The 26,340-nt window shown below is 60.4% G+C and carries 21 protein-coding genes; 18 read left to right on the forward strand and 3 right to left on the reverse strand.

The window, feature by feature from the left end:
- Position 1 precedes the first annotated feature (1 nt).
- The 13 genes from sdhA (at position 2) to htpG (ending at position 17,588) form a co-directional block, all read left to right on the forward strand.
- Entirely contained in the window at positions 2–1,774 is a 1,773-nt protein-coding gene (gene sdhA / locus CW305_RS07105; protein WP_014820478.1) for a succinate dehydrogenase flavoprotein subunit, read from the forward strand.
- Positions 1,775–1,784: 10 nt separating this feature from the next.
- Complete coding sequence (locus CW305_RS07110) at positions 1,785–2,489, forward strand: succinate dehydrogenase iron-sulfur subunit (RefSeq protein WP_003302396.1); 705 nt, start codon at positions 1,785–1,787, stop codon at positions 2,487–2,489.
- Positions 2,490–2,781: 292 nt separating this feature from the next.
- Positions 2,782–5,613, forward strand: a complete 2,832-nt coding sequence (locus CW305_RS07115; RefSeq protein ID WP_014820477.1) for a 2-oxoglutarate dehydrogenase E1 component — start codon at positions 2,782–2,784, stop codon at positions 5,611–5,613.
- 69 nt (positions 5,614–5,682) lie between these two features.
- Positions 5,683–6,903 (forward strand): 2-oxoglutarate dehydrogenase complex dihydrolipoyllysine-residue succinyltransferase, encoded by a 1,221-nt coding sequence (gene odhB / locus CW305_RS07120; RefSeq protein WP_014820476.1) that lies wholly within the window; start codon positions 5,683–5,685, stop codon positions 6,901–6,903.
- 95 nt (positions 6,904–6,998) lie between these two features.
- Positions 6,999–8,435: a dihydrolipoyl dehydrogenase gene (gene lpdA / locus CW305_RS07125; RefSeq protein WP_045666740.1), complete on the forward strand. Its 1,437-nt coding sequence runs from the start codon at positions 6,999–7,001 to the stop codon at positions 8,433–8,435.
- A gap of 192 nt (positions 8,436–8,627) precedes the next feature.
- Complete coding sequence (gene sucC / locus CW305_RS07130) at positions 8,628–9,794, forward strand: ADP-forming succinate--CoA ligase subunit beta (RefSeq protein ID WP_014820474.1); 1,167 nt, start codon at positions 8,628–8,630, stop codon at positions 9,792–9,794.
- Positions 9,794–10,678, forward strand: coding sequence for a succinate--CoA ligase subunit alpha (gene sucD / locus CW305_RS07135; protein ID WP_014820473.1), 885 nt, complete (start codon positions 9,794–9,796; stop codon positions 10,676–10,678). The genes sucC and sucD overlap by 1 nt, the downstream gene beginning before the upstream one ends.
- A 451-nt stretch (positions 10,679–11,129) precedes the next feature.
- Positions 11,130–12,449 (forward strand): branched-chain amino acid transport system II carrier protein, encoded by a 1,320-nt coding sequence (gene brnQ / locus CW305_RS07140; RefSeq protein ID WP_101275605.1) that lies wholly within the window; start codon positions 11,130–11,132, stop codon positions 12,447–12,449.
- A gap of 120 nt (positions 12,450–12,569) precedes the next feature.
- Positions 12,570–13,295, forward strand: a complete 726-nt coding sequence (locus tag CW305_RS07145) for a DUF599 domain-containing protein (RefSeq protein ID WP_041014093.1) — start codon at positions 12,570–12,572, stop codon at positions 13,293–13,295.
- A 59-nt stretch (positions 13,296–13,354) separates the two neighbouring features.
- Positions 13,355–13,816, forward strand: coding sequence for a PaaI family thioesterase (locus CW305_RS07150; protein WP_104097477.1), 462 nt, complete (start codon positions 13,355–13,357; stop codon positions 13,814–13,816).
- On the forward strand, positions 13,813–14,256 hold the full coding sequence (locus CW305_RS07155; protein WP_014820469.1) for a PaaI family thioesterase: 444 nt from the start codon (positions 13,813–13,815) through the stop codon (positions 14,254–14,256). Before CW305_RS07150 ends, CW305_RS07155 begins: the two co-directional genes overlap by 4 nt.
- A 65-nt stretch (positions 14,257–14,321) precedes the next feature.
- Positions 14,322–15,563, forward strand: coding sequence for an MFS transporter (locus tag CW305_RS07160; RefSeq protein ID WP_104097478.1), 1,242 nt, complete (start codon positions 14,322–14,324; stop codon positions 15,561–15,563).
- A gap of 120 nt (positions 15,564–15,683) precedes the next feature.
- A complete protein-coding gene (gene htpG / locus CW305_RS07165) occupies positions 15,684–17,588 on the forward strand; it encodes a molecular chaperone HtpG (RefSeq protein WP_104097479.1) in 1,905 nt (634 codons plus the stop codon).
- Positions 17,589–17,649: 61 nt separating this feature from the next.
- Here the strand turns inward: htpG and CW305_RS07170 are convergent, their stop codons facing one another.
- Complete coding sequence (locus CW305_RS07170) at positions 17,650–18,084, reverse strand: OsmC family protein (RefSeq protein ID WP_104097480.1); 435 nt, start codon at positions 18,082–18,084, stop codon at positions 17,650–17,652.
- A gap of 230 nt (positions 18,085–18,314) precedes the next feature.
- On the opposite strand from CW305_RS07170, the gene CW305_RS07175 reads away from it, so the two are divergent.
- The 4 genes from CW305_RS07175 (at position 18,315) to sstT (ending at position 23,077) form a co-directional block, all read left to right on the forward strand.
- Entirely contained in the window at positions 18,315–19,340 is a 1,026-nt protein-coding gene (locus CW305_RS07175) for an amidohydrolase family protein (protein WP_104097481.1), read from the forward strand.
- A gap of 66 nt (positions 19,341–19,406) precedes the next feature.
- Positions 19,407–19,874, forward strand: coding sequence for a DUF3859 domain-containing protein (locus tag CW305_RS07180; protein ID WP_104097482.1), 468 nt, complete (start codon positions 19,407–19,409; stop codon positions 19,872–19,874).
- Positions 19,875–20,037: 163 nt separating this feature from the next.
- Positions 20,038–21,663, forward strand: coding sequence for a methyl-accepting chemotaxis protein (locus CW305_RS07185; protein WP_104097483.1), 1,626 nt, complete (start codon positions 20,038–20,040; stop codon positions 21,661–21,663).
- A gap of 175 nt (positions 21,664–21,838) precedes the next feature.
- Positions 21,839–23,077 carry a serine/threonine transporter SstT gene (gene sstT, locus CW305_RS07190; RefSeq protein ID WP_104097484.1) on the forward strand — a complete coding sequence of 413 codons (1,239 nt, stop codon included), beginning with the start codon at positions 21,839–21,841 and terminating at the stop codon, positions 23,075–23,077.
- Between the two features lie 63 nt (positions 23,078–23,140).
- On the opposite strand, the gene fabB is transcribed toward sstT, so the two are convergent.
- Positions 23,141–24,358, reverse strand: a complete 1,218-nt coding sequence (gene fabB / locus CW305_RS07195; RefSeq protein WP_104097485.1) for a beta-ketoacyl-ACP synthase I — start codon at positions 24,356–24,358, stop codon at positions 23,141–23,143.
- An 11-nt stretch (positions 24,359–24,369) separates the two neighbouring features.
- Positions 24,370–24,885 carry a 3-hydroxyacyl-[acyl-carrier-protein] dehydratase FabA gene (fabA, locus tag CW305_RS07200; RefSeq protein ID WP_003285418.1) on the reverse strand — a complete coding sequence of 172 codons (516 nt, stop codon included), beginning with the start codon at positions 24,883–24,885 and terminating at the stop codon, positions 24,370–24,372.
- 430 nt (positions 24,886–25,315) lie between these two features.
- Here fabA and CW305_RS07205 point away from each other — a divergent pair, with 430 nt between their 5' ends.
- Positions 25,316–26,338 carry an NAD(P)H-dependent glycerol-3-phosphate dehydrogenase gene (locus tag CW305_RS07205; protein ID WP_090520512.1) on the forward strand — a complete coding sequence of 341 codons (1,023 nt, stop codon included), beginning with the start codon at positions 25,316–25,318 and terminating at the stop codon, positions 26,336–26,338.
- Positions 26,339–26,340: the final 2 nt, after the last annotated feature.

The following is a 26,340-nucleotide window of genomic DNA, read 5'->3' on the forward strand; positions in this document are numbered from 1 at the left end:
CATGGCTAACATTCGTACGCTTTCTTTTGACGCCATCATCGTTGGTGGCGGTGGCGCCGGTATGCGCGCGGCGCTGCAGTTGTCCCAGTCCGGTCACAAGACCGCTGTGGTCACCAAGGTTTTTCCGACTCGTTCGCACACCGTTTCCGCTCAGGGTGGCATCACCTGCGCCATCGCTTCGGCCGATCCGAATGATGACTGGCGCTGGCATATGTACGATACCGTCAAGGGTTCCGACTATATCGGTGACCAGGACGCTATCGAGTACATGTGTTCCGTCGGCCCGGAAGCTGTGTTCGAGCTCGAGCACATGGGCCTGCCTTTTTCCCGTACCGAGCAGGGTCGTATCTATCAGCGTCCGTTCGGTGGTCAGTCCAAGGATTTCGGCAAGGGCGGGCAGGCTGCTCGTACCTGCGCTGCCGCCGACCGTACTGGTCATGCACTGCTGCACACCCTCTATCAGGGCAACCTGAAGAACGACACCGTATTCCTCAATGAGTGGTATGCAGTCGATCTGGTTAAGAACCAGGATGGTGCGGTCGTTGGTGTTATCGCCATCTGCATCGAAACCGGTGAAACCGTTTACATTCGTTCGAAGGCCACTGTTCTTGCGACTGGTGGTGCTGGTCGCATCTATGCATCGACCACCAATGCTCTGATCAATACCGGCGACGGCGTGGGCATGGCGCTGCGCGCAGGCGTGCCGGTTCAAGACATCGAGATGTGGCAGTTCCACCCGACCGGTATCGCCGGCGCGGGTGTGCTGGTAACCGAAGGTTGCCGTGGTGAAGGTGGCTACCTGATCAACAAGCACGGCGAGCGTTTCATGGAGCGCTATGCTCCTAATGCGAAAGACTTGGCTGGTCGTGACGTCGTTGCGCGCTCGATGGTCAAGGAAATCCTGGCTGGCAATGGCTGTGGCCCGGATGGCGACCACGTGATGCTGAAGCTGGATCACCTCGGTGAAGAAGTGCTGCACAGCCGCCTGCCGGGCATCTGTGAACTGTCGAAGACCTTTGCGCATGTCGATCCGGTGACCGCTCCGGTACCGGTCGTGCCGACCTGTCACTACATGATGGGTGGTATCGCCACTAATATTCATGGTCAGGCCATCACTCAAGACGCCAATGGTAACGACACCATCATCGACGGCCTGTTCGCGGTAGGCGAAGTGGCTTGTGTATCGGTGCATGGCGCCAACCGCCTGGGCGGCAACTCGCTGCTGGATCTGGTTGTGTTCGGTCGCGCCGCAGGTCTGCACCTGGAGAAAGCGCTGAAGGAAGGTATCGAACATCGCGGTGCCAGCGAAACCGATCTGGACGTCGCCCTGAGCCGTCTTGCCGGTCTCAACGAGCGCACCACTGGTGAAGACGTCGCCCCGCTGCGCAAAGAACTGCAGAACTGCATGCAGAACTACTTCGGTGTATTCCGTACCGGCGAGTACATGCAGAAGGGTATCGCTCAGCTGGTGGACCTGCGTCAGCGTATCGCCAATGTCAAGATCTCGGACAAGAGCCAGGCGTTCAACACCGCGCGCATCGAAGCGCTCGAGCTGCAGAACCTGCTGGAAGTTGCCGAGGCTACTGCTATTGCCGCGGAGAACCGCAAGGAATCCCGTGGCGCGCATGCTCGCGAAGATTTCGAAGAGCGTGATGACGAGAATTGGCTGTGCCACACCCTGTACTTCCCGGGTGACAAGCGCGTTGCCAAGCGTGCCGTGAACTTCGCTCCGAAGACCGTTCCGGCATTCGAGCCCAAGGTTCGGACTTATTGAGGTCGACGATATGTTGCAAGTGAGTGTTTATCGCTACAACCCCGATCAGGACGAAAAGCCGTTCATGCAGGATTTTCAGGTCAATACCGATGGTAAAGATCTGATGGTTCTGGACGTCTTGGCTCTGATCAAGGAACAGGATCAGGGTTTCTCCTATCGTCGCTCCTGCCGCGAAGGCGTGTGTGGCTCCGATGGGATGAACATCAACGGTAAGAACGGTCTGGCTTGCATCACGCCGCTGTCCGCCGTGGTCAAGAACAACAAGCTGGTCGTACGTCCGCTGCCCGGTCTGCCAGTTATTCGTGACTTGGCCGTCGATATGAGCATCTTCTACAAGCAGTACGAGAAAGTGCGTCCGTATCTGATGAACGATACGCCGCCACCGGCTATCGAACGTCTGCAAAGTCCGGAAGATCGCGAGAAGCTGGACGGTCTGTACGAGTGCATCCTGTGCGCTTGCTGCTCGACCAGCTGCCCGTCCTTCTGGTGGAACCCGGACAAGTTCCTCGGTCCGGCCGCGTCGCTGCAGGCTTATCGTTTCCTGGCCGACAGCCGCGACACCGAAACCGAGAACCGTCTGGCAGGTTTGGACGATCCGTTCAGCGTGTTCCGCTGCCGCGGTATCATGAACTGCGTTGACGTTTGTCCGAAGGGATTGAACCCTACCAAGGCAATCGGTCACATACGCAACATGCTGCTGCAGAGCGGCACCTGATGACACCCCGGTCGCGAAAGGTTATGCGCTAGCCTGGAAAGGCCGGATTGCGTTACCCGTTACACCTGCAGCGCCGAAGTTGAAGCTCGGCGCCGTAGTTTTAGTAGGAATCCCAGCTCACAAAGCCGGGATTCCACTCTGAAAATTTGATGACCAGCAGGAGCACCCGGCTTGTGCCCGGGAACTATCTGCGCGGTCCGTAGTGGCTTTACCTGAGTCGCTGCTTCAGAACTTGGGAAGTCATGCTGCGGTTTCCACGCTGGTGGTGTCTCCTTATCGAAGGTGACCAGACATGCAAGAAAGCGTAATGCAGCGCATGTGGGACAGTGCCCACCTATCCGGTGGTAACGCTGCCTATGTGGAAGAGCTTTATGAGCTCTACCTGCACGATCCCAACGCTGTGCCCGAAGAGTGGCGCACTTACTTCCAGAAGTTGCCCTCCGGTGGCAGCGCTTCAGCCGATGTATCGCACTCGACTATTCGCGACCACTTCGTCCTGCTGGGCAAGAACCAGCGTCGTGCTCAGCCTGTGTCCGCAGGTAGCGTCAGCAGTGAGCACGAAAAGAAGCAGATCGAAGTCCTGCGCCTGATCCAGGCCTATCGGGTGCGTGGCCATCAGGCAGCACAGCTCGATCCGCTTGGCCTGCAACAGCGCACCGTTCCTGCCGATCTGGCGATCAATAACTACGGTCTGACCGACGCCGACCTCGACACCGTGTTCCGCACCGCCGACCTGGCCATGGTCAACGGACAAGGTACTCTGCGCGAAATCCTGCAGGCGCTGCAAGAAACCTATTGCCGCACCATCGGCGCCGAGTACATGCACATCGTCGATTCCGAGCAGCGCAGCTGGTTCGTTCAGCGCCTGGAAAGCGTGCGTGGCCGCCCGGACTTCTCGCCGGAGATCAAGAGCCATCTGCTCGAGCGCCTGACTGCCGCCGAAGGCCTGGAAAAGTACCTGGGTACCAAGTATCCGGGCACCAAGCGTTTTGGTCTCGAAGGTGGCGAGAGCCTGATTCCGCTGCTTGACGAGATCATCCAGCGTTCTGGCTCTTATGGCACTAAGGAAATCGTAATCGGCATGGCCCACCGTGGCCGCCTGAACGTGCTGGTCAACACCTTTGGCAAGAATCCGCGCGACCTTTTCGACGAGTTCGAAGGCAAGAAGGTCGAGGGCCTGAGTTCAGGTGACGTGAAATATCACCAGGGCTTCTCCTCCAACGTGATGACCCCGGGTGGCGAAATTCACCTGGCCATGGCGTTCAACCCGTCCCACCTCGAAATCGTTTCCCCGGTGGTCGAGGGTTCGGTGCGGGCTCGTCAGGATCGCCGTTGTGATCCGGTCGGCGACAAGGTGCTTCCGGTAACCATCCACGGCGATGCTGCTGTCGCCGGTCAGGGCGTGGTGATGGAAACCTTCCAGATGTCGCAGACCCGTGCTTATCGCACGGGTGGCACCATTCGCATCGTGGTCAACAACCAGGTCGGCTTCACCACCAACAAGCAGGAAGATGCTCGTTCCACCGAGTACGCAACCGATGTGGCGAAGATGATCCAGGCGCCGATCTTCCATGTGAACGCAGACGATCCCGAGGCGGTGCTGTTCGTCACCCAGCTCGCTGTCGACTACCGGATGCAGTTCAAGCGCGACATCGTCATCGACCTGATCTGCTACCGCCGTCGTGGTCACAACGAGGCGGACGAGCCGAGCGGCACTCAGCCGTTGATGTATCAGAAGATCGCCAAGCAGCGCACCACTCGTGAGCTGTACGCCGATTCGCTGATCCAGTCCAAGGTGCTGGACGACGAGCGTGTTCAGGCCAAGATCGACGAGTACCGTACGGCGCTCGACAATGGGCTGCACGTAGTCAAGAGCCTGGTCAAAGAGCCGAATAAAGAACTCTTCGTTGACTGGCGTCCGTATCTGGGTCATGCTTGGACTGCCCGTCATGACACCAGCTTCGATCTGAAGACCTTGCAGGATCTGTCCAACAAGCTGCTGCAGACGCCGGAAGGCTTCGTGGTGCAGCGTCAGGTCTCGAAGATTCTCGAAGATCGCCAGAAGATGGGTGCGGGCGCGCTCACCATCAACTGGGGCTACGCGGAAGTCATGGCGTACGCCACGCTGCTGTTCGAAGGCCACCCGGTACGTATCTCCGGTCAGGACGTCGGCCGCGGCACCTTCTCGCACCGCCATGCTGCGCTGCATAACCAGAAGGACGGCAGTACCTACATTCCGCTGCAGCACCTCTATGAAGGTCAGCCGCGTTTCGATCTGTACGACTCGTTCCTTTCCGAGGAAGCGGTTCTGGCTTTCGAATACGGTTACGCCACCACCATGCCCAACGCGCTTGTCGTGTGGGAAGCGCAGTTCGGCGACTTCGCCAATGGCGCCCAGGTAGTGATCGACCAGTTCATCACCAGCGGTGAGCACAAGTGGGGTCGCCTGTGTGGCCTGACCATGCTGTTGCCACATGGCTATGAGGGGCAGGGCCCGGAACACTCGTCCGCTCGTCTGGAGCGTTACCTGCAGCTGTGCGCCGAGCACAATATCCAGGTTTGCGTGCCGACGACTCCGGCGCAGGTCTACCACATGCTGCGTCGCCAGGCGATTCGCCCGCTGCGCAAGCCGCTAGTTGCGCTGACACCCAAGTCGCTGCTGCGTCATAAGCTTGCGACCTCGACACTGGAAGAGCTCACCCAGGGTTCCTTCCAGACCGTTATCCCGGAAGTCGACGCGATCGATCCGGCGAAGGTCGAGCGTGTAATCATGTGTAGCGGCAAGGTCTACTATGACCTGCTGGACAAGCGTCGTGCCGAAGGCCGCGAAGATATCGCCATCGTGCGTATCGAGCAGCTGTATCCGTTCCCGGAAGAGGATCTGGCCGAAGCGCTCGCGCCTTACCAGAATCTCAAACACATCGTCTGGTGCCAGGAAGAGCCGATGAACCAGGGTGCCTGGTACTGCAGCCAGCATCACATGCGCCGTGTGGCCACCGCACACAAGAAGGAACTGTTCCTTCAGTACGCGGGTCGTGATGCTTCAGCGGCGCCGGCGGTCGGTTACGCCTCCATGCATGCCGAACAGCAGGAAAAACTGCTGCAGGACGCCTTCACCGTTTAACCATTTCGTGCAAGGGGCCGCGATATCGCGGCCTCGATGTAGAAACCGAATCAATAGGACCCCTGAATAATGGCTATCGAGATCAAAGCCCCTACATTCCCGGAATCGGTTGCCGACGGCACCGTTGCCACCTGGCACAAGCAGCCGGGCGACGCGGTCAAGCGTGATGAGCTGATCGTCGACATCGAAACCGACAAGGTGGTGATGGAAGTGCTCGCCGAAGCTGACGGCGTGCTGACCGAGATCGTCAAGAACGAAGGCGACACCGTGCTGAGCGGCGAGCTGCTCGGCAAGCTGGAGGCTGGTGCTACTGCCGCCGCCGCACCTGCGCCGGCTGCTGCCCCGGCTCAAGCTGCTGCCCCGGCTGCTGCCGCAACCGCCGGTGAAGAGCCAATCCTGGCTCCTGCTGCGCGCAAGATGGCCGAAGAGAACGGCATCGATCCGAACAGCATCGCCGGTACCGGTAAAGATGGTCGTGTGACCAAGGAAGATGTCGTTGCCGCCGTCGAAGCCAAGAAATCCGCTCCGGCTGCTGCTGCCAAGCCGGCTGCTCCAGCTGCCTCCGCTCCGATCTTCGCCGAAGGCGATCGTGTCGAGAAGCGCGTTCCGATGACCCGCCTGCGTGCGAAGGTCGCCGAGCGTCTGGTCGAAGCGCAATCCTCCATGGCGATGCTGACTACGTTCAACGAAGTCAACATGAAGCCGATCATGGAGCTGCGTTCCAAGTACAAGGACCTGTTCGAGAAGACTCACAACGGCGTGCGCCTGGGCTTCATGTCCTTCTTCGTCAAGGCCGCGGTCGAAGCACTCAAGCGCCAGCCGGGCGTCAACGCTTCCATCGATGGCAATGACATCGTCTACCACGGTTATCAGGATATCGGCGTCGCCGTTTCCAGCGACCGGGGCCTGGTGGTTCCGGTCCTGCGCAACGCCGAGCACATGAGCCTGGCCGAGATCGAAGGCGGCATCAACAACTTCGGCAAGAAGGCCAAGGCCGGCAAGCTGACCATCGAAGAGATGACTGGCGGCACCTTCACCATCTCCAATGGTGGTGTGTTTGGTTCGCTGCTGTCGACGCCGATCGTCAACCCGCCTCAGACCGCCATCCTCGGTATGCACAAGATCCAGGAACGCCCGATGGCCGTTAACGGTCAAGTGGTCATCCTGCCGATGATGTACCTGGCCCTGTCCTATGACCATCGCTTGATCGACGGCAAGGAAGCGGTGACCTTCCTGGTTACCATGAAGGACCTGCTGGAAGACCCGGCCCGTCTGCTGCTGGATATCTGATAGAAACGTCACGGGCTGCAGCTGGCAGGTCAGGTGAAAGCCGGCCGTGCTACCTGCAGCCTTTGGCTTTTAGCTGCTTTTGAAGAGGATTCGTAATGAGCCAGAAATTCGACGTCGTCGTCATCGGTGCCGGCCCTGGCGGCTATGTGGCCGCCATTCGTGCAGCCCAGCTGGGTCTGAAGACCGCATGTATCGAAAAATACCAGGGCAAGGATGGTAAGACCGCTCTGGGCGGCACCTGCCTGAACGTAGGTTGCATTCCTTCCAAGGCGCTGCTGGACAGCTCCTACAAGTTTCATGAAGCCCACGAGAGCTTCAAGGTTCATGGCATCAGCACTGGCGAAGTGGCCATGGACGTTCCGACCATGGTCGCGCGCAAGGACCAGATCGTTAAGAACCTTACCGGTGGGGTTTCGGCTCTGCTGAAGGCCAACGGTGTGACCGTATTCGAAGGCCACGGCAAGCTGCTGGCCGGCAAGCAGGTTGAAGTGACCGGCCTGGACGGCAACGTGCAGACTTTGGCTGCCGAGAACGTCATCCTTGCCTCCGGCTCGACTCCGGTAAACATTCCGCCGGCGCCGGTCGATCAGAACGTCATCGTCGATTCCACCGGCGCACTGGACTTTCAGAGCGTTCCGGGCAAGCTCGGCGTCATCGGTGCCGGCGTGATCGGCCTCGAGCTGGGTTCGGTCTGGGCGCGCCTCGGCGCGGAAGTGACCGTTATCGAAGCCATGGAAAAGTTCCTGCCAGCTGCCGATGAGCAAATCTCCAAGGAAGCGTTCAAGGTTCTTTCCAAGCAGGGTCTGAAGATTCTGCTGGGCGCTCGTCTGACCGGTTCGGAAGTGAAGGGCGATCAAGTGACCGTCAACTTCACCAGCGCCGAAGGCGAGCAGCAGATGACCTTCGACAAGCTGATCGTCGCAGTTGGCCGTCGTCCGGTCACCTCCGAGCTGCTGGCTGCCGATGCTGGTGTCGATATGGATGAGCGCGGTTTCATCTTCGTTGACGACTACTGCGCGACCAGCGTCCCTGGCGTCTACGCCATTGGTGATGTTGTTCGCGGCGCCATGCTGGCCCACAAGGCCTCGGAAGAGGGCGTGATGGTTGCCGAGCGTATCGCTGGTCACAAGACCCAGATGAACTATGACCTGATTCCGTCGGTCATCTACACTCACCCGGAAATCGCATGGGTCGGCAAGTCCGAGCAGGCGCTCAAGGCTGAAGGCGTTGAAGTCAACGTCGGTACCTTCCCGTTCGCTGCCAGCGGACGTGCCATGGCTGCCAACGACACCGCTGGCCTGGTCAAGGTCATCGCCGATGCCAAGACCGACCGCGTGCTGGGCGTTCATGTCATGGGCCCAAGCGCTGCCGAGCTGGTTCAGCAAGGCGCGATCGGCATGGAATTCGGCACCAGTGCCGAAGATCTGGGCATGATGGTGTTCTCGCACCCGACGATGTCCGAAGCGCTGCATGAAGCGGCCTTGGCAGTGAATGGCCACGCCATCCACATCGCCAATCGCAAGAAGCGCTAATCGGTTTCGTGCTGTACCCGGGCCCGACGTATCTGCGGATACGCCGGGCCTTTTGCAAACTGCAGATTCGAAAAGGATTGCAGGTCGCTGAGAGGTATCGTGAATTCGCAGATAGTTTTCAGCGACTTGTGAGGGGGCACGGCGGCTCGTCGTGCCGTAAATGCGCCAATACCAAACCAGACGGTAGAAAGCATGAATCTTCACGAGTACCAAGGTAAACAACTGTTCGCTGAATACGGTCTGCCCGTGTCCAAGGGTTACGCAGTCGATAGCCCGAAGGAAGCAGCGGAAGCCTGCGACAAGATCGGTGGAACGCAATGGGTGGTCAAAGCCCAGGTGCATGCCGGTGGACGTGGCAAGGCAGGTGGCGTAAAGCTGGTTCGCAGCAAGGATGAAGCACGGGCGTTTGCCCAGCAGTGGCTAGACAAGCGCCTGGTGACCTATCAGACCGACGCCAATGGTCAGCCAGTCAGCAAGATCCTTGTCGAGGCTTGCACCGATATCGACAAGGAACTCTATCTGGGCGCCGTGGTTGATCGCGCCAGTCGCCGGGTCGTGTTCATGGCCTCCACCGAAGGTGGCGTGGATATCGAAAAAGTCGCTCACGACACGCCTGAGAAAATCCTCAAGGCCACCATCGACCCGCTGGTCGGCGCGCAGCCGTTCCAGGCGCGCGAGCTGGCATTCCAGCTGGGCCTGAAGGGCGATCAGGTCAAGCAGTTCGTCCATATCTTCGTCGGCCTTGCCCAGCTGTTCCAGGACTATGACCTGGCCCTGCTCGAAGTGAACCCGCTGGTGATCAAGAAGGACGGCAACCTGCATTGCCTGGACGCCAAGATCAACATCGACAGCAACGCCATCTATCGTCAACCCAAACTGCGCGACATGGCCGATCCGTCTCAGGATGATCCGCGCGAGGCCCATGCGGCCAAGTGGGAGCTCAATTACGTAGCGCTCGACGGCAACATCGGCTGCATGGTCAATGGTGCGGGCCTGGCGATGGGCACCATGGATATCGTCAACCTGCATGGCGGCGCGCCGGCGAACTTCCTCGACGTGGGCGGTGGAGCCACCGAAGAACGCGTGACCGAAGCGTTCAAGATCATTCTCTCCGACAGCAATGTCGCGGCCGTTCTGGTGAACATCTTCGGCGGCATCGTGCGATGCGACATGATCGCCGAAGGCATCATCGGTGCCGTTCGCGAAGTGGGCGTCAAGGTGCCCGTGGTGGTTCGCCTGGAAGGCAATAACGCCGACTTGGGGGCCAAGATGCTGAGTGAAAGCGGTCTGAACATCATCGGTGCGAGCAGCCTGACCGATGCGGCCATTCAGGTTGTCAAAGCCGCGGAGGGCAAGTAATGAGCGTATTGATCAACAAGGACACCAAGGTCATTTGCCAGGGCTTCACCGGCTCGCAAGGTACCTTCCACTCCGAGCAGGCCATTGCCTACGGCACGAAGATGGTCGGCGGCGTCACGCCGGGCAAGGGCGGCACCATGCACCTCGGTCTGCCGGTATTCAACACCGTTCGGGAGGCCGTCGAGACCACCGGTGCTGACGCCTCGGTGATCTACGTGCCGGCGCCGTTCTGCAAGGACTCGATCCTCGAAGCGGCTTTCGGTGGGATCAAGCTCATCGTTTGCATCACCGAAGGCATTCCGACACTGGATATGCTCGAGGTTAAGATCAAGTGCGACGAACTGGGTGTGCGCCTGATCGGGCCGAACTGCCCGGGTGTGATCACGCCGGGTGAGTGCAAGATCGGCATTCAGCCTGGGCACATCCATATGCCCGGCAAGGTCGGCATCGTCTCGCGCTCCGGCACGCTGACCTACGAAGCCGTGAAGCAGACCACCGACGCCGGTTTCGGCCAGTCGACCTGTGTTGGCATCGGTGGTGACCCTATTCCGGGCTCGACCTTCATCGATATCCTCAAGCTGTTCCAGGATGATCCGCAGACCGAGGCCATCGTCATGATCGGCGAGATCGGCGGTTCGGCCGAGGAAGAAGCGGCGGCCTTCATCAAGGCCAACGTGACCAAGCCAGTCGTTTCCTACATCGCGGGTGTCACGGCTCCGGCTGGCAAGCGGATGGGGCACGCCGGCGCGATCATTTCTGGCGGCAAGGGAACGGCGGAAGAGAAATTCGCAGCCCTGCAGGACGCCGGTGTGAAGACCGTTCGCTCGCTTGCCGATATCGGCAAGGCGCTGGCGGAAGTGACTGGCTGGGAAATGAAGGCCTGATGTAACGCCCGCCCGGCTGCAGCCGGGCGTTCGAGCTGCTCAGTCTTCGCATGCCCCGAGGCAGACCTGACGGTTCTGCCTCGGGGCTTTCAGCTTTGGGTTTGGTAACGTTGCAGCTTCAATCGCTGCTTGGTCCCGCGCTTCATCTATCACGCGTTGAGCGCTTCAACCCTGCGGCGCGACGTTTTTTCGCGGCCAATGCTGACGCTCCGGTCAGCATCCATCGCCGCATCGTGGCATCATTGCCGCTCATTCATACGCTTGTTCGGTCCACAAGAGCGACAGCGTGCAACGAAGGATTCGGCCCAACCGGCTGAATGACGTTTCCCCTTATCCCTGAAGGAAACCCGTAATCCCATCATTCAGGCCAATATGAACCGCTGACCCGTCGCGCTCGTGGCATGTGCGTCGCGTTCATTTATGCCGTCATCCATTTGGTAGTTTTTTCCGCATGAATCGTTTGAAAGGTTTTGACCTGCTGGCTCTTGGCTTCATGACATTTGCGTTGTTCCTTGGCGCCGGCAACATCATCTTCCCGCCCAGCGCCGGCATGGCGTCGGGCGAGTTTATCTGGCAGGCGGCGCTGGGCTTCTTGCTGACAGGTGTCGGGTTGCCGCTGCTGACCGTCGTCGCGCTGGCGCGAGTGGGTGGGGGCATGGACCGTTTGACCGCACCGCTCGGCAAGGTCGCTGGTACGGTGCTGGCGGTGGCCGTCTACCTGGCGATCGGTCCGCTGTTCGCGACTCCGCGCACCGCCGTCGTTTCGTTCGAGATGGGCATTGCGCCATTCAGCGGTAACGCCGGCATGCCGCTGTTCATCTACACGCTGGTGTTCTTCGCGGCCATGCTGTTCCTGGTGCTGAACCCCGGTCAGCTGGTCAACCGTATCGGCAAGTTCATTACTCCGGTGCTGCTGGCGGCGCTGTTGGTACTCGGTGGCGCGGCGATTTTCGCCCCGGCGGGAGAGGTCGGTGCTGCGAGTGAGAGTTATCGTGCGTCGCCGCTGATCAAGGGTTTTCTCGAAGGCTATCTGACCATGGATACCCTCGGCGCTTTGGTTTTCGGCATCGTGATCGCCACCGCCATTCGCGACCGCGGTGTCACCGAGCCCGCGCTGGTTACCCGTTACTCGATGATTGCCGGCGTGATTGCTGCGGTCGGGCTGTCGCTGGTCTATCTCGCTCTGTTCTATCTCGGTGCTACCAGCCAGGGCATCGCCGCCGGTGCGGAGAACGGCGTGCAGATTCTGACGACCTACGTGCAACACACGTTCGGCACACCGGGCAGCCTGCTGCTCGCAGTAGTCATCACGCTGGCCTGCCTGACCACGGCGGTCGGCCTGACCACGGCCTGTGGCGAGTTCTTCAGCGCATTGCTGCCGGTTTCCTATCGCACAGTGGTGGTCGTTTTCGCTCTGTTCAGCCTGCTGGTGGCCAACCAGGGTCTGACGCAGTTGATCAGTGTGTCGGTGCCGGTCTTGGTGGGCCTTTACCCGCTGGCCATCGTCCTGGTTGCTCTGAGCTTGCTGGATCGCTTCTGGGTTTCGCCCTCGCGGGTGTTCGTGCCGGTCATGGCGGTGACGCTGATCTTCGGCATTGTCGATGGACTTGCCGCCGCGGGCTTCACCGATTGGGTTCCGGTGCTGTTCACGCAGTTGCCATTGGCCGATCAGAGCATGGGCTGGCTGGTTCCGGTTCTGGTGATGCTGGTGTTTGCAGTCGTCACTGATCGCCTGCTCAGTCGCGCCGATCAGGCGCAGCATCACGCCTGACTTGTTCTCGCGCTGCGCCGCGGCTGACGATAGATCGGTCGCGGGGTAGCGCTGACATTAGGCGCAAGCTTCGGCGACGCGGTGCTGGCTATAATCGCGTGATGTCTCCGAGGGCGCGCCATGACGTTATCCGATTCAACCCTGCCGCATCTGATCGCCGTGCTCTGGTTCATCGTATGTTGGGCTGGATACACCCGCTACGCGAGCTGGCGCGGCCGGGATACGGCTTGTCTGGCGAGTGTGTTGCACCTCTATCGGCAGGACTGGATGCAGCGCCTGCTGTTGCGTGACAACCGTATCGCCGATGCCAACGTGATCGGCAATCTGGAGCGCAACGCATCGTTCTTTGCATCCAGCACGCTGATCATCCTTGCAGGCATCCTGACCGCGTTGGGTGCATCCGATCGAGCGGTTTCGCTATTGGCCGACCTGCCATTTGCGCAACCGGTCAGCCGCGGTCTTTCGGAAGTCAAGCTGCTGTGTCTGGCGGTCGTCTTTGTCTATGCGTTCTTCACCTTCAGCTGGTGCATGCGCCAGTACAACTTCGCCGCGGTACTGGTTGCTTCGGCGCCGATGGTGGGCGAGCGCAACGTCAGTGATCAGGAGCGCAAGGCCTTTGCCGAGCGTGCGGCGCGGGTCCTTTCCATGGCTGCCAACCAGTTCAACTTCGGCTTGCGCGCCTATTACTTCGGCATGGCCACCTTGGCCTGGTTCGTTCACCCCTGGTTCTTCATGTTGGTCACCACAGGCGTGGTCCTGATCCTCTACCGCCGCGAATTCCACTCGGACGTGCTCGGGGTGATGGTATTCACGCCAACTTCCCCGGCCGAAATGCCCAAGGAATAGGGCGCGTACACGACAAGGCGGTATCATGCGCGCCTTGAGCAAATCCCCCGAGAATTCGAATGAGCGATAGCCAGATACTCGAGCGCACCCAGCGCTTCTTGTCCTTTCTGCGACACTGTCAGGTGCTGGGGCTTACAGTCGAGCATGCCGACAGCCGCGGCCTTACCCTGCGCCTTCCATACAGCGAGAAGATCATTGGGAACCCGGAAACCGGCGGAGTCCATGGCGGCGCGATCACCACGCTGATGGACACCACCTGCGGCATTTCCACGGCCTGCGCCCTGCCGGAGCTGAAAGTTTGCCCGACGCTCGATCTGCGAATCGACTACATGCATCCCGCCGAGGCCGGACACGATATCTTCGGCTTCGCCGAGTGCTACCGCGTCACGCCAACGGTCATCTTTACTCGTGGCGTCGCCTATCAGCGCGATATCAACGAACCGATCGCTCATGTGGTAGGCACCTTCATGCGCATGGGCAAGGCTGCACCCGCAGCCATGGGCAAGGAGGGCGGCGCATGAGCGATCTCAACCTCAACGAGCTGGTCCAGCATGCACACGCCAACAACGATTACGACTCGCTGATCAAACTGGTGCCGTACGCCAAGCTGATCGGCATCGAGTGCCTGCGGCTCGGTGACGAAATGGTTTTTCGTCTGCCGCAGAACGAGGACAACATCGGCAATCCGCTGCCGGCCATTCACGGCGGGGTCATCGCAGGCTTCATGGAGCACGCGGCGATGCTGCATCTGCTGATGTTCATGGGCGCGCCACATTTGCCCAAAATCATCGACTTCTCGATAGATTATCTACGCGCCGGTCACTATCGTGACACCTTTGCCGCCTGCCAGGTCTGGCGCCAGGGTCGCAGGGTCGCCAATGTCGCGATCACCGCCTGGCAGACCCATCAGGCCGAGCCCATCGCCACCGCCCGCTGCCATTTCAAGATCGACGAGCCCTGACGCATTCGTCAGGGTGGCGTTGCGGTGTGCGGCGTCACCTTGTGCGATTGCGTGAAGGAACTCGAATGGAAGCACTTCTGATACTCGGCGGCTTGCTGCTGATTCTTGCTGGCGCCGTCTGGCTCATCAGCCTGGCATTCTCGACGAGCTTGCTCTGGGGCCTGGGTAGCCTGCTGCCTCCATTGACGTTGGCGTTCGTATTCAGTCACTGGCGCGTTGCGCGCAAGGCACTGATCCTGTCCTGCCTGGGTTTCATTCCGCTGATCGTGGGGCTGTCGCTGCTGGCCAGTCGCGATGCCGAGCGGCTGGAGGCGATTTTCAGTCTGCGTTGGCTGCCAACCCAGGTCGAGCCGGATCTTGCCATGGGGGTGCGCGGGGAATTGAACGGACGTCGATTCGCGCCGCAACAGGGTGAGCTCATAAATGGCGTACTGAATCTGCGTGAGGGGAAGGGCTTCTTCGCTCGCCAGGAGGTGACGATTCGCTTGCGCGAACCGATCGAGGGCGCGTTGCGCATCGACGTTCTGCCCGACGACATCGGCGCATTGCCTGAGGTCGAAATCGCCTGGCTGAACCCCGATCAGGAGCTGCCGGAGACGCGACGCCTCGATCGCGGTTACACGTTGCATCTTGATCTGCAGCCGGTGGCGCCGAACAAGCTGCGTGGCGATTTCCATCTCGTGCTGCCGCCACAGTTCGACACCAGCATCACTGGCGTCATCGAGCTGTACACCGATCGCCTGCGCTACCTGGATGGTCAGGTCGACCGCCGCCATGATTCGCGGGACACCCTTGCCTTCGTGATCGAGGATTACCTGCAGCGTCGTCACGCGAGCCGGGACGTCGCTTTGCAATCGACGCCCGTCGTCACGTTGCCGGCCGAAGAGTTGGATGTTGAGGTCCAGGCTCAGGTGAAGGGCGAGATACAGGCGTTCACGCTGCCCCTGGCAAAGAACGAGCAGGGCTGGCACGTCAGGGGCGATGACTATCCGCCCCTGACCGAACCTGTGGTGGAGACACCTGTAACGACGACCAAGGCGGCCGAGCCCGTTGCTGCGACGGTGCCGCAAAGCAGTCTGGATCGGCGACTGCGCTTCTCGATGGAGCAGGTCCTGCGCACGCCTGACCGCTATCAGCACCTGTTGATGCGTGCGCACACCGAGCGCGGCGGTGTTGCAGAAGGGCGCTTCGCTGGTCTGGATAGCGAGGGCAATCTGATCATCAGGCGGGTCATCAGCGGCCCAGGCGAGGCGACCTATAACCTGGCTCCCGGGGAGATCGTGCTGCTCGAGCTCGTTGACCCTTGACTGGACTGGCCGGCGTTGCGACGCGTCGGCTGCCCTTGAAAATCATCGCCACGCCCCCATCTGCCAGACATCGCCGCAACCGCGGTCCGTGCCATTACGCTGATGTGGAGTTTGTAGACGATGAGTGTGGAGACTCAAAAAGAAACCCTGGGCTTCCAGACCGAAGTGAAGCAGCTGCTTCATCTGATGATCCATTCGCTGTATTCCAACAAGGAAATCTTCCTTCGCGAGCTGATTTCCAACGCCTCCGATGCCGCCGACAAGCTGCGCTTCGAAGCGCTGGCCAAGCCGGAGCTGCTTGAGGGTGGCGCTGATCTGAAGATTCGCCTCAGCTTTGACAAGGATGCCAATACCGTCACCCTGGAAGACAACGGCATCGGCATGAACCGCGATGACGTGATCGCGCATCTGGGTACCATCGCCAAGTCCGGTACTGCCGACTTCCTGAAAAATCTCTCTGGCGACCAGAAGAAGGATTCGCACCTGATCGGTCAGTTCGGTGTGGGCTTCTATTCCGCCTTCATCGTCGCCGACAAGGTCGATGTCTACAGCCGCCGCGCCGGTACCCCGTCCAGCGAAGGGGTGCATTGGTCGTCGCAGGGCGAGGGCGAATTCGAAGTCGCCACCATCGACAAGGCCGAACGCGGCACCCGCATCGTCCTGCACCTGAAGAAGGGAGAGGAGGAATTCGCCGACGGCTGGCGCCTGCGCAACATCGTCAAGAAATACTCCGACCATATTGCGCTGCCGATCGAGTTGCCGAAGGAGTTCCATGGCGAGGAGCAGGACAAGCCGGCCGAGCAGGAATGGGAGACGGTCAACCGCGCCAGTGCACTCTGGACTCGTCCGCGCACCGAGGTGAAGGACGAGGAGTATCAGGAGTTCTACAAGCACGTCGCTCACGACTTCGACAATCCACTGTCCTGGAGCCATAACAAGGTCGAGGGCAAGCTCGAGTACACCTCGCTGCTCTATGTGCCCGGCCGTGCGCCATTCGATCTGTATCACCGCGAAGCGCCGAAAGGCCTGAAGCTCTATGTGCAGCGCGTGTTCATCATGGATCAGGCCGACGAGTTCCTGCCGCTGTACCTGCGCTTCATCAAGGGCGTGGTCGATTCCAACGACCTGTCGCTCAACGTTTCCCGCGAAATCCTGCAGAAGGATCCGGTCATCGATTCGATGAAGTCGGCGCTGACCAAGCGCGTGCTGGACATGTTGGAGAAGCTGGCCAAAGACAAGCCCGAGGACTACAAGAAGTTCTGGTCGCAGTTCGGTCAGGTACTCAAGGAAGGCCCGGCGGAAGATTTTGCCAACAAGGAGAAGATTGCCAGCCTGCTGCGATTTGCCTCCACCAGCGACGCATCGGGCGAGCAGTCGGTTTCGCTGACCGATTACCTGTCGCGCATGAAGGAAGGTCAGGACAAGGTTTACTACCTGACTGGCGAAAGCTACGCGCAGGTCAAGAACAGCCCGCACCTGGAAGTCTTCCGCAAGAAAGGCGTCGAGGTACTGCTGCTCACTGATCGTATCGACGAATGGCTAATGAGCTACCTGACCGAGTTCGATGGCAAGCAGTTCGCCGATGTTGTGCGCGGCGACCTGGATCTGGGCAAGCTGGATTCCGAAGAGGACAAGAAGGCTCAGGAAGAAATCGCCAAGACCAAGGAAGGGCTGATCGAGCGCCTGAAGGGCGCGCTGGGTGATGAAGTCGCCGAGGTGCGCGTCTCCCATCGTCTGACCGACTCGCCGGCGATCCTCGCCATTGGCGAGCAGGATCTGGGCCTGCAGATGCGGCAGATTCTCGAGGCAAGCGGGCAGAAGGTGCCAGAGTCCAAGCCGATCTTCGAGATCAACCCGCAGCATCCGCTGATCGAAAAGCTCGATGCCGAGCCGGACGAGGATCGCTTCGCGGATCTGTCGCACATCCTGTTCGACCAGGCTGCGCTGGCGGCGGGGGATAGCCTGAAGGATCCCGCTGCTTACGTGCAGCGTCTGAACAAACTGCTGGTCGAACTATCGGCCTGATCCCTGGCAGCGATGTACGAACGGCCCGTCAAGTGACGGGCCGTTTTCGTTTCGGGTTGCTTCAGAGCAGGACGCTGACCAGACGAGTGCCGTGGGTGAGATTGTCGGCTACCGGGCAACGCTGCTCGATCTGCTCCAGCAATGCCTGCTTGCCGTCCCGATCCAGATCCGCGTCGATGTCCACCTTGATGCGCAACTCCTGAAAGCCCGGCCGTACAGAAGGATCGCGTCCGAGCAGTCCGGCGGGATCGTAATCGGCTTCAATCTCGAAGCGCATGCCGCGCAGTTCGATCTTCTGCTGGTGAGCGATGAAGCGGCCGATGGTGCCGAAACATCCGGCCACTGCCGCCAGAATGGCTTCCAGCGGCGTCGGGCCGAGGTCTCGGCCCGCCGCGCTCTTTGGCTGGTCCATGATCAGGCGGTGGTTGCCGCATTGCACCTCGATTGCCATTCCGGCATTCAATGTTCCGTGCGCGCTGATGGTTTTCATTGCCATGCGATGGGTCCTTTTGTGAAGTGGAAGAAAAGCAGCGCGCAGTGAGGTAGCGGCTGCGCGGTTGTGGTGGTCATGAGACTAGTGTGATGGCGATGGATGGTCGTTGATTTCAGTCAAATACCGTGGGGGGTATGCCTCGGCTGAGTCTCTGGTCGTGCCCCGCAGCATGGCAACGCTGAACGGGAAGCCCTTCTTACGGTCTACTCGCTGGCTGTCAGGAGGACCGAGCTTTGTACATTTTCAGAATATTTTCCGTTGTAGCCCTCGTTACGTTGTCGTCCGTCGCGGTAGGGGAAGGGCGTGACTATCGTTACAGCGATGCGCATCTGCACTATGTGGATTTTTTCCAGGAAACCGATGGCATGCAAAAGCTTCTGGCAGCGATGGACGCGGGCAGCATCGATCACGTGATGATCAGCGGCATTCCGGTGGCGAAGAAATGGCACGAGAACGAGCCCAAGCGGCCTCGCTACTACGCAGGTGACGATGCGCCGGTGTACTGGTACAGCGCGACCGACGTGTTGGTCGCCGCAGCGCTGGAAGATCTGGATGAGGAGCAGCGCAAGCGCTTCCATCCGTTTCTTTCCGGCTTCAACCCTAACGACAAGAACGCCGACGCGCATATCCGCCGCATGCTGGAGCTGAACCCGGGCCTCTGGCAGGGTCTGGGGGAGGTATTCACCCGACACGATGACGTGACCGCGTTGACCGAGGGCGACACCCCGCGGGCCAACAACGAGGCGCTGGCCAGGGTCTATCACCTGGCGGCGGAGTTCGATCTGCCGGTGATGCTGCATTCCAACATCACCTCCAAGCGAGAGCGCAATCCGCTCTACCTGGTCGAGCTGGAGGAGCCGCTGCGCAATCATCCGCATACGCGCTTTATCTGGGCTCATGCCGGAACCAGCATGGAGCTGCACCGACACCAGGAGAAGCTTGAATTCCTGCACGATACGGTCAGCCGCCTGCTCGATGACTATCCGAATCTGTACATCGACCTTTCCTGGACCATGTTGCAACCTTATCTGCTGGACGAAGATAAGCGTCCCGACCCGAAGTGGGTCGCGCTGGTGAAGCGGCATCCCAAGCGCTTCGTGATCGGCTCGGACGTGGTCGGCCATTTCGATAACCTGGCGACCGGCATGCACGCCTTCGCTCCCTTCCTCGATGCACTTCCAGCCTCCGTAGCGCAAGGCGTGGCGCAAGATAACTTTCTCGCGCTGCTCCCCCGCAAGCGTCAGGCTGAGCTACGTTGAGCGTCATGAGAATGTAATCGGGGCGTCATAACCTGCCTGCTTCGCAAACAGGAAGGAGCAGGTTCCATGTCGTTCACTCGTTGGGCGCTCGTCGCCATGGTACTGGGTGTGAGTTCGCCCGCAGCGCTGGCTCAGGTCGAGGTCGTGGGTGCCGTGGAGTATGGCGTGTTCGAAACCGTCAAAGAGGATTTCGAGCCAGGCGAGCGCGTGCTGACTCGTCGTGACCAGCCCATTCGCCAGACGACTGAGGTGCCGGCGCGGCTCGGAAGCAAGTTCGGCCTGCGCTATCGCCTCGCTGGTAAGCGCGAAGCCGATACGCCGCTGACTTTGCTATACCTGACGCCAGGTGTGGTGACACCCGATGGCAAGCGGCATGACAAGTTCGAGGTCGTGCAAGCGCTGGTGTCGGGCGCTGAAACGGACGTGATGGCATTCGAATTCACCGAGCCCCATGAGATTGTGGTCGGTCGATGGCATCTGATGGTGTTCCAGGGGGACCGCAAGTTGGCCGAGCAGATGTTCGACGTCCGGTGATGGCCATCTTGTTAGGTCGAGATGGCCATTCGAACCGTTAGTCGGGAGAGGGTCGAGCGGCGCAAAAAATTGGCGTCAAAGTTCAAGTGAGGGGCCAGGCCTTCCGATAACGGAGCAGGTCACGGTTTGTGGCTGTTCCGTTTTTCATGGAGAAGGTAGTCCCATGTCGATTCGCTCGCTCACTATTGGTAAACGCTCAATACTGGGCTTCGGCCTGATTGGCCTGCTCGTCCTCTTCCTCGGCCTGTTCGCACTGAACCAGATGGCCAACATGCGCAACGAGAGCAAGGAGGTCGATGAGAACTGGCTACCCAGCATCATGGCGCTTAGTGAACTCAACGTCACAGTAATGCGCATTCGAGCCAATACCCTGCGCCTGGCTCTGGCTGATGAGGCACAGATGGTGCAGGACACCGCCCAGCGCTTGACTCAGATGCGCAGCGAAGTGGCTCAACGTGATGCCGATTACGCCAAGCGAGTAACTACGGCCGAAGAACGTGCTGCGTATGAACGCTTCAAGCAGAGCTTCGAACAGTACTTGCTGCTTCAGCAACGTGTCGTCGAGCATGTGGTCCGCGGTGAGCGCGCCCAGGCCGTGACGATAATCAACGGCGAAATCAACGGGCACGCGGATAACGTGACTGCGTCACTGAACCAGCTCCTGACCATCAACAGCGAGGAAGCCGGCGGGGCGGCGGATCGCGCGTCCGCACAATACGACACGGCGTTCAGCTGGGTGGTAGCGACGCTGGTGTTCGCTGCCGCTATCACCGTTACGCTGGCCTGGGTGTTCACCCGCAGCGTCGTGGGCCCGCTGGGAACTGCTGTTTCGGTAGCCGAGCGTATCGCTGGTGGTGATCTGACCGGCGATTTTGTGGTCGAGGGCAAGGACGAGCCGGCCCGCCTGCTGACATCACTGAAAGCCATGCAGGCCAATCTGCGCTCGACCATTCAGGGCATCGCCGACTCGTCCAATCAGCTTGCCTCGGCAGCCGAGGAGCTCAACGCGGTCACCGAAGACTCCACCCGCGGCCTGCACCAGCAGAACCACGAGATCGAACAAGCGGCTGCCGCCGTGAATGAGATGACCGCAGCCGTAGACGAAGTGGCGCGCAACGCGGTGGCTACCTCCGAGGCCTCCCAGGACTCCAACGACACCGCACAGCGCGGGCGCAAGCAGGTGCTGCAGACAGTCGAGTCGATCAATCTGCTGGCGAGCGACGTGACCAACACCGCCGGAGAAGTGGAGCATCTGGCTGGTCAGGTGCGGGACATCAGCAAGGTGCTGGAAGTGATCCGCTCGATTGCCGAACAGACCAATCTGCTCGCGCTGAACGCCGCGATCGAGGCGGCTCGGGCTGGCGACGCCGGCCGCGGCTTTGCGGTGGTGGCCGACGAGGTACGTGCCTTGGCGCATCGTACTCAGCAGTCCACCGGTGAGATCGAGCAGATGATTGGCAGCGTGCATCAGGGCACGGACAAGGCCGTGCACGCGATGCAATCGAGCAACGAGCGTGCCCGTACCACGTTGGAAATGGCTCGGGCGGCCGGCGAAGCTCTTGATGGCATCACCTCGGCGATCAGCCAGATCAGCGAGCGCAACCTGGTGATTGCCAGCGCCTCAGAAGAACAGGCTCAGGTCGCGCGGGAAGTGGATCGGAATCTGGTTAATATCCGTGACTTGTCGCTGCAGTCCTCGGCAGGTGCCAATCAGACGAGCGCGGCCAGTCAGGAACTGGCGCGCTTGGCCATCGACCTGAACGGTCTGGTGGCGCGCTTTCAGGTGTGACATGCGCTAGCCGCAATGGCGCCTTCCCGCCGTCTGTAGGCGCTTCAGCAGCCTCCTGTGCCCCCGTGACAGCACAACGCTGGGCATGGGCGGGAGAGCGGCGTACCATCCGGCGTTTTTCCATGGCAGGCACGGGCTGTTTCGGGCCGTACCTGCCGAGCTGCGAGATGCGCCCATGTCCGATATGCCTCGATTCATTCGCTTCATCAGTCGTACCAGCCTCGTTGCCCAGATCGTCGCGGGCCTGGTGGCTGGCGCCTTGCTTGCGCTACTGCTGCCTGGCGCAGCAAAATCCGTAGCTCTTCTCGGTGATCTGTTCGTGCAGGCGCTCAAAGCGGTAGCACCGATTCTGGTGTTCGTGTTGGTGACCTCTTCACTGGCCAACCACAAGCGCGGCCAGCCTACCCATATCCGCCCCATCATCTTGTTGTACGCGCTCGGCACGCTGAGTGCGGCGGCCGTTGCCGTGCTGGCGAGCTTCATATTTCCAACCACGCTCACGCTGGTCAGCGGTGCTGCGGATGTAACGCCGCCGTCGGGCGTTGGGGCCGTATTGCAGACGCTGCTGTTCAATATCACGGCTAACCCGGTGCAGGCGCTGCTCGACGGCAACTTCATCGGCATCCTGGCCTGGGCCATCGGACTTGGCTTCGCCTTCCGTCATGCACAAGAAAGCACCCGGCATCTGATCAGTGACCTTTCCGATGGCGTCACCTTGATCGTCAAGGTGGTCATCCGCTTCGCCCCGCTGGGGGTATTCGGGCTGGTAGCCGGCACGTTGGCCGAATCGGGCTTCGACGTGCTGCTGGGCTACATGCGGTTGTTGCTGGTGCTGGTCGGCGCGATGCTGTTCATGGCGTTGGTGATGAATCCGCTGATCGTGTTCTGGCAGATCCGTCGCAACCCGTATCCGCTGGTATTCGCCTGCCTGCGAGAAAGCGGTATCACGGCGTTCTTCACGCGCAGTTCCGCCGCGAACATTCCGGTGAACATGCAGCTCTGCCAGCGGCTCGGGCTGCACAAGGACACCTATTCGGTATCCATTCCGCTCGGGGCGACGATCAACATGGGCGGCGCGGCGATCACCATCACGGTGCTCACCCTGGCGGCGGTCAACACTCTGGGTATCGAGGTGGATATCGCCACGGCGGTGCTGCTCAGCCTTCTGGCTGCGGTATGTGCCTGCGGTGCGTCGGGTGTCGCCGGTGGTTCGCTGCTGCTCATTCCGCTGGCGTGCAGCCTGTTTGGCATCTCCAATGACCTGGCGATGCAGGTGGTGGCCGTCGGCTTCATCATCGGGGTCGTCCAGGACTCGGCGGAAACCGCGCTCAACTCCTCTACCGATGTGCTGTTCACCGCCGCTTCATGTATCGCCCATGGCGATATCGATGGGGGCGCCGAGCGCCGGGTGTGACGGCGTTAGGTGGAAACAAAAAACGGCGCCTAGGGCGCCGTTCTTGTTTGTCGCTAGTCAGATTCAGCCTTTGTAGCGGCGCAGCACCAGCGTAGCGTTGGTGCCACCGAAGCCGAAGCTGTTGCTCATCACGGTGTCGAGCTGCACGTTCTCGCGGGTTTCGCGAAGAATCGGCATGTCGGCAACTTCCGGATCCAGCTCGTCGATGTTGGCCGAGCCGGCAATGAAGCTGCCTTCCATCATCAACATCGAGTAGATCGCTTCGTGAACGCCAGCGGCGCCCAGAGAGTGACCGGACAGGCTCTTGGTCGAGCTGATGGTCGGGATCTTGTCGCCGAACATGTTTCGCACGGCCTTGATCTCGGCCACGTCGCCTACCGGCGTGGAGGTGCCGTGGGTGTTGAGGTAGTCGATGGTGGTATCGACGGTGGACATCGCCTGCTGCATGCAGCGCAGGGCGCCTTCGCCACTCGGGGCGACCATGTCGTAGCCGTCGGAAGTGGCGCCGTAGCCGACGATTTCCGCGTAGATCTTGGCGCCGCGCTTGAGGGCGTGCTCCAGCTCTTCGACCACCACCATGCCGCCGCCGCCTGCAATTACGAAACCGTCACGCTTGGCATCGTAGGCGCGGGAGGCTTTCTCCGGCGTATCGTTGTACTGGCTGGACAGCGCACCCATGGCGTCGAACAGGCAGCTCTGGCTGTAATGCTCTTCCTCGCCGCCACCGGCGAAGACCACATCCTGCTTGCCCATCTGGATCTGTTCCATGGCATGGCCGATGCAATGCGCGCTGGTGGCGCAGGCCGAAGCGATGGAGTAGTTGATGCCCTTGATGCGGAACGGCGTGGCCAGGCAGGCGGATACCGTGCTGCTCATGGTGCGCGGCACGCGATATGGGCCAATGCGCTTGACGCCCTTGTCACGCAGGATGTCGATGGCTTCCATCTGGTTGATGGTCGAAGCACCACCAGAGCCGGCCACCAGGCCGATGCGCGGGTTGGAGATGTCATCGAGGGTGAAGCCGGCGTCTTTCACGGCCTGCTCCATTGCCAGATAGGCGTAGGCGGCAGCGTCACCCATGAAGCGCAGGACCTTGCGGTCGATCAGTTCTTCGAGGTTCAGGTTGACGGAACCGGAAACCTGGCTGCGCAACCCCATGTCCGCGTAGGACTGGTTGAAGCGAATGCCGGGGCGGCCGGCGCGCAGGTTGCCGGAGACGGTCTCTTTGTCATTACCCAGGCAAGAAACGATACCCAGGCCAGTGATCACGACGCGACGCATGCGGATGTCCTTCAAAAGCTGTCGGTAGAGGTGAACAGGCCGACGCGCAAGCCTTCGGCACTATAGATCTCGCGGCCATCAACGCTGACGGTGCCATCGGCAATGCCGAGAATCAGCGAGCGGTTGATGGTGCGCTTGATGTGAATGTTGTAGGTGACTTTCTTGGCGGTCGGCAGAACCTGACCGAAGAACTTCACTTCGCCGGAGCCGAGGGCACGGCCACGGCCGGGGTTGCCCTGCCAGCCGAGGTAGAAGCCGACCAGTTGCCACATAGCATCCAGGCCCAGGCAGCCGGGCATGACCGGATCGCCTTCGAAATGGCAAGCGAAAAACCAGAGATCAGGGTTGATGTCCAGTTCGGCGACCAGTTCGCCCTTGCCATACTTGCCGCCCACTTCACTGATGTGAACGATACGATCGACCATCAGCATGTTCGGCGCGGGCAGTTGCGCATTACCGGGACCGAAGAGTTCGCCGCGGCTGCAACGAAGCAGGTCTTCCCGAGTAAAGGCGTGTTGTTTGGTCATGCGTATTCCTCAATGGGCCCCTTGCGAAGGGCTTTGCTGCTTACATACCGGGCCAGAATTCGAGGCCTGATCATCAAGACTAGTCATAGACTGCCGCGTTGTGGCTAAAGTCACAGCCCGCCAACAGCGACGCCATTCAACCCGTACCTGCGGCTGAACGCGCAAAGACAGAATTGGGCGGCTACTTTAACACTCCTTAACGGCGAACGAGGACCTTGCGACAGCGTGTCCTCTATAGACAATCGTTGCAGTGACGGTTGCATGGCGTGAACGAATACCGATCCAAAGGCCCCCGGGAGGCTCTGGACTAGCCTTCGTGACGACTGTAACCAAATGATTTCACTGGGCCCCGTAGTTGCGCTGGCCGCTGTGAAGATGAAACGTATAATGCCCGGCACTGCCATTTCGGATGGCCAACAACGGATTCCACATGACACGACAGCAACCCATCGCGGTACTCGGCGGCGGCAGTTTCGGTACCGCGATTGCCAATCTGCTGGCCGAGAATGGTCACCACGTCCTGCTCTGGATGCGCGATGCGGAGCAGGCCGAAAGTATCCGGACGCTGCGACAGAACCCGCGCTATCTGAAAGGCGTCGAGATCCTTGCGCAGGTCGAGCCGACCACCAATCTCTCGTCGACCCTCGATGCCTGCGAGCTGATCTTCGTTGCGCTGCCGTCCAGCGCGCTGCGCCAGGCACTGCAGCCGTTCGCGGCGCAGCTCGGCGGCAAGATGCTGGTCAGTACCACCAAGGGCATCGAGGCTGACGGCTTCATGCTGATGAGCCAGATTCTCGAGCAGATCGCGCCGCAGGCGCGCATCGGCGTGTTGTCCGGACCGAACCTGGCGCGTGAGGTGGCCGAGCACGCGCTGACCGCAACGGTCGTGGCAAGTCAGGACGAGGCGCTCTGCCGCAGCGTCCAGCAGGTGCTGCACGGCCGCACCTTCCGCGTCTACGCAAGCTCGGATCGCTTCGGCGTCGAGTTGGGTGGGGCGCTGAAGAATGTTTACGCGATCATGGCGGGTATGGCCGCAGCTCTGGGCATGGGTGAGAACACCCGTAGCATGCTTATCACCCGCGCTCTTGCGGAAATGACTCGTTTCGCCGTGAAGCTGGGCGCCAATCCCATGACCTTTCTCGGCCTGGCCGGAGTCGGCGACCTGATCGTCACCTGCACATCGCAGAAAAGCCGCAATTTCCAAGTGGGCTTTGCGCTCGGTGAAGGGCTCAGCCTTGATGAGGCGGTTTCCCGGCTGGGCGAGGTCGCGGAAGGCGTCAACACTATCAAGGTGCTCAAGTGCAAGGCCGAGGAGCTGCAGGTGTACATGCCGCTGGTCGCGGGTCTACATGCCATCCTGTTCGAGGGGCGTACGCTCGATCAGATCATCGGTGTGCTGATGCGTGGCGAGCCAAAGACCGATGTGGACTTCATTTCAACCGACGGTTTCTGAGC

The organism is Stutzerimonas kunmingensis, from assembly GCF_002929225.1.
Lineage (GTDB): Bacteria > Pseudomonadota > Gammaproteobacteria > Pseudomonadales > Pseudomonadaceae > Stutzerimonas.